The organism is Piscinibacter sp. (assembly GCF_050175855.1).
Lineage (GTDB): Bacteria > Pseudomonadota > Gammaproteobacteria > Burkholderiales > Burkholderiaceae_C > Piscinibacter.
The window spans coordinates 1-2,505 of sequence record NZ_JBFXIO010000572.1 but is presented as its reverse complement, the minus strand read 5'-3'; the positions used below and the strand labels follow the sequence as shown (position 1 = coordinate 2,505).

The following is a 2,505-nucleotide window of genomic DNA, read 5'->3' as shown; positions in this document are numbered from 1 at the left end:
CCCGGAGGTCGATGCGGTGATGGCGGCCATCGTCGGCGCCGCCGGACTGGCCCCCTGCATCGCCGCGGCACGTGCCGGCAAGCGCCTGATGCTGGCCAACAAGGAAGCGCTGGTGGTCGGCGGCGCCTTCTTCATGGACGCGGTGAAGGCCGGCGGCGCCACGCTGCTGCCGATCGACAGCGAGCACTCGGCGATCTTCCAGTGCCTGCCGGAAGACCGCCGCACCTGGGCCTCGCGCATCGACCACATCGTGCTCACCGCCTCGGGCGGCCCGTTCCGCAGCCGCGATCCGCACACGCTGCGCGACGTGACGCCGGACCAGGCCTGCGCCCACCCGAACTGGGTGATGGGCCGCAAGATCTCGGTCGACTCGGCGACGATGATGAACAAGGCGCTCGAAGTCATCGAGGCACGCTGGTTGTTCGACCTGCAGCCCGAGCAGATCCGCGTGGTCATCCATCCGCAGAGCATCATCCACTCGATGGTGGTGTGCCGTGACAACTCGGTGCTCGCGCAGCTCGGCACGCCCGACATGCGTGTGCCCATCGCCTACGGCCTGTCGTTCCCGCAGCGCATCGAATCCGGCGCGTCGCGGCTCGACTTCGCGGGCCTGGCGGCACTGAGCTTCGAGCCGGCCGACGAAGCTCGATTCCCCGGTCTGTTCCTCGCCTGGGAGGCCCTGCGCGCCGCGCCGGGCAGCACGGCGGTGCTGAACGCCGCGAACGAGGAAGCGGTGGCCGCCTTCCTCGCCGGAACCATCCGCTTCGACCAGATTCACACGGTCAACGCCGGCACCATCGAGCGCGTGAATCCCTCGGCGGATTCCGCGGCATCGCTGCCGGGCTTGCTCGAACTCGATGCGCGCGCGCGCCGCCAGGCGCAGCAGCTGATCCAGGGGCTGTCCAGATGATCACCGTGCTGGCATTCATCCTCACGCTGGGGGTGCTGATCGTCGTTCACGAGTACGGCCACTACCGCGTGGCCGTGGCCTGCGGCGTGAAGGTGCTGCGCTTCTCGGTGGGCTTCGGCCGCGTGATCTGGAGCCGGCAGGCCACGCCGGACGGCACCGAGTTCGTGATCTCGGCACTGCCGCTCGGCGGCTACGTTCGCATGCTCGACGAACGCGAAGGGCCGGTGGCGCCGGGCGAGGTCAACCGTGCCTTCAACCGCAAGAGCCTGTGGCAGCGCACCGCGATCGTCTCGGCCGGGCCGCTGGCCAACCTGCTGCTGGCGGTGCTGCTGTACGCCGGAGCGCACTGGATCGGCATGGACGAACCGAAGGCGCTGATGGCGCCGCCGGCCGCCGGCAGCCTGGCCGAACGCGCCGGACTGCGCGCCGGAGACTGGGCGCAGGCCTGGTCCGACGACGGTGTCGAGTGGCAGGACCTGCGCTCGATGAACGACCTGCGCTGGCAGGTGACGCAGTCGGTGCTGCACGGCACGCCGCTGCACCTGCTGGTCAGCGACGCCCACGGGCGCGGCCAGCGCCGCGTGGTGCTTGACTTGCAGACCCTGGAAGCGCGCGAGGTCGATGCCGCGCTGATGAAGCGCATCGGCCTGGGCGCGCCGTTCAGCGAACCCGTGCTGGGCGAGACGAAGGCGGGCGGGCCGGCCGAGCGTGCGGGCCTGCGACCGGGCGATCGCGTGCTCAGCATCGATGGCCAGCCGATCGAGGAGTCGGGCCGCATCCGCGAGCTGATCCGAGCCAGCGGGGCCGACGGCGTGGCCAGGCCGATGCTGTGGCGTGTCGAGCGCGCCGGCCAGACGCTGGAGATCAGCGTCACGCCGAACATCGTCAGCGACGGCGAGCGCACGGTCGGGCGCATCGAGGCCTACCCGGGCCAGCCGCCGATCTTCGTGAAGGTTCGCTACGGCGTGGTCGAGGGGCTCGGGCGCGCGGTGTCGCGCACCTGGGAGATGTCGACGCTGACGCTGAAGATGCTCGGCAAGATGCTGATCGGCGAGGCCTCGCTGAAGAACCTCAGCGGCCCGCTGACCATCGCCGACTATGCCGGGCAGTCGGTGCAACTCGGCCTGGCGTACTACCTCGGCTTCCTGGCGGTGGTGAGCGTGTCACTCGGCGTGTTGAACCTGCTGCCGCTGCCGATGCTCGATGGCGGACACCTGATGTATTATCTTTTCGAGGGTGTGACGGGGCGGCCGGTCTCCGAGTTGTGGCTGGAGCGGCTGCAGCGTGGCGGGGTGGCCATCATGCTCATGATGATGTCCCTGGCTCTCTACAACGACGTGGCCCGCCTGCTGGGCCTGCACTGACCCCCGACGCATGCCTTCCTCCCGACGCGCGCCCGCAGTTCGTCCCACCGTCCTCAGCCTTGCCCTCGCCGCCGCACTCCAGGTGGGCTCGGCCTGGGCTGTCGAGCCCTTCACGCTGAAGGACATCCGCGTCGAGGGCTTGCAGCGCACCGACGCCGGCACCGTGTTCGCCTCGCTGCCGTTCCGCATCGGCGACACCTACAACGACGAGAAGGGCGCCGCCGCGCTGCG

General features: G+C 70.1%; 3 protein-coding genes. All 3 read left to right on the top strand.

Going from position 1 to position 2,505, the window contains the following annotated elements; all coding sequences use genetic code 11:
* The coding region (dxr, locus tag AB7U92_RS25875) for a 1-deoxy-D-xylulose-5-phosphate reductoisomerase (protein WP_428583531.1) at positions 1-910 on the top strand (910 nt) is incomplete at its 5' end.
* Positions 907-2,274 (top strand): RIP metalloprotease RseP, encoded by a 1,368-nt coding sequence (rseP, locus tag AB7U92_RS25870; protein ID WP_428583529.1) that lies wholly within the window; start codon positions 907-909, stop codon positions 2,272-2,274. The genes dxr and rseP, both read left to right, overlap by 4 nt.
* Before the next feature lie 10 nt (positions 2,275-2,284).
* A partial coding sequence (locus tag AB7U92_RS25865) for a hypothetical protein (protein WP_428583527.1) occupies positions 2,285-2,505 on the top strand: 221 nt, incomplete at its 3' end.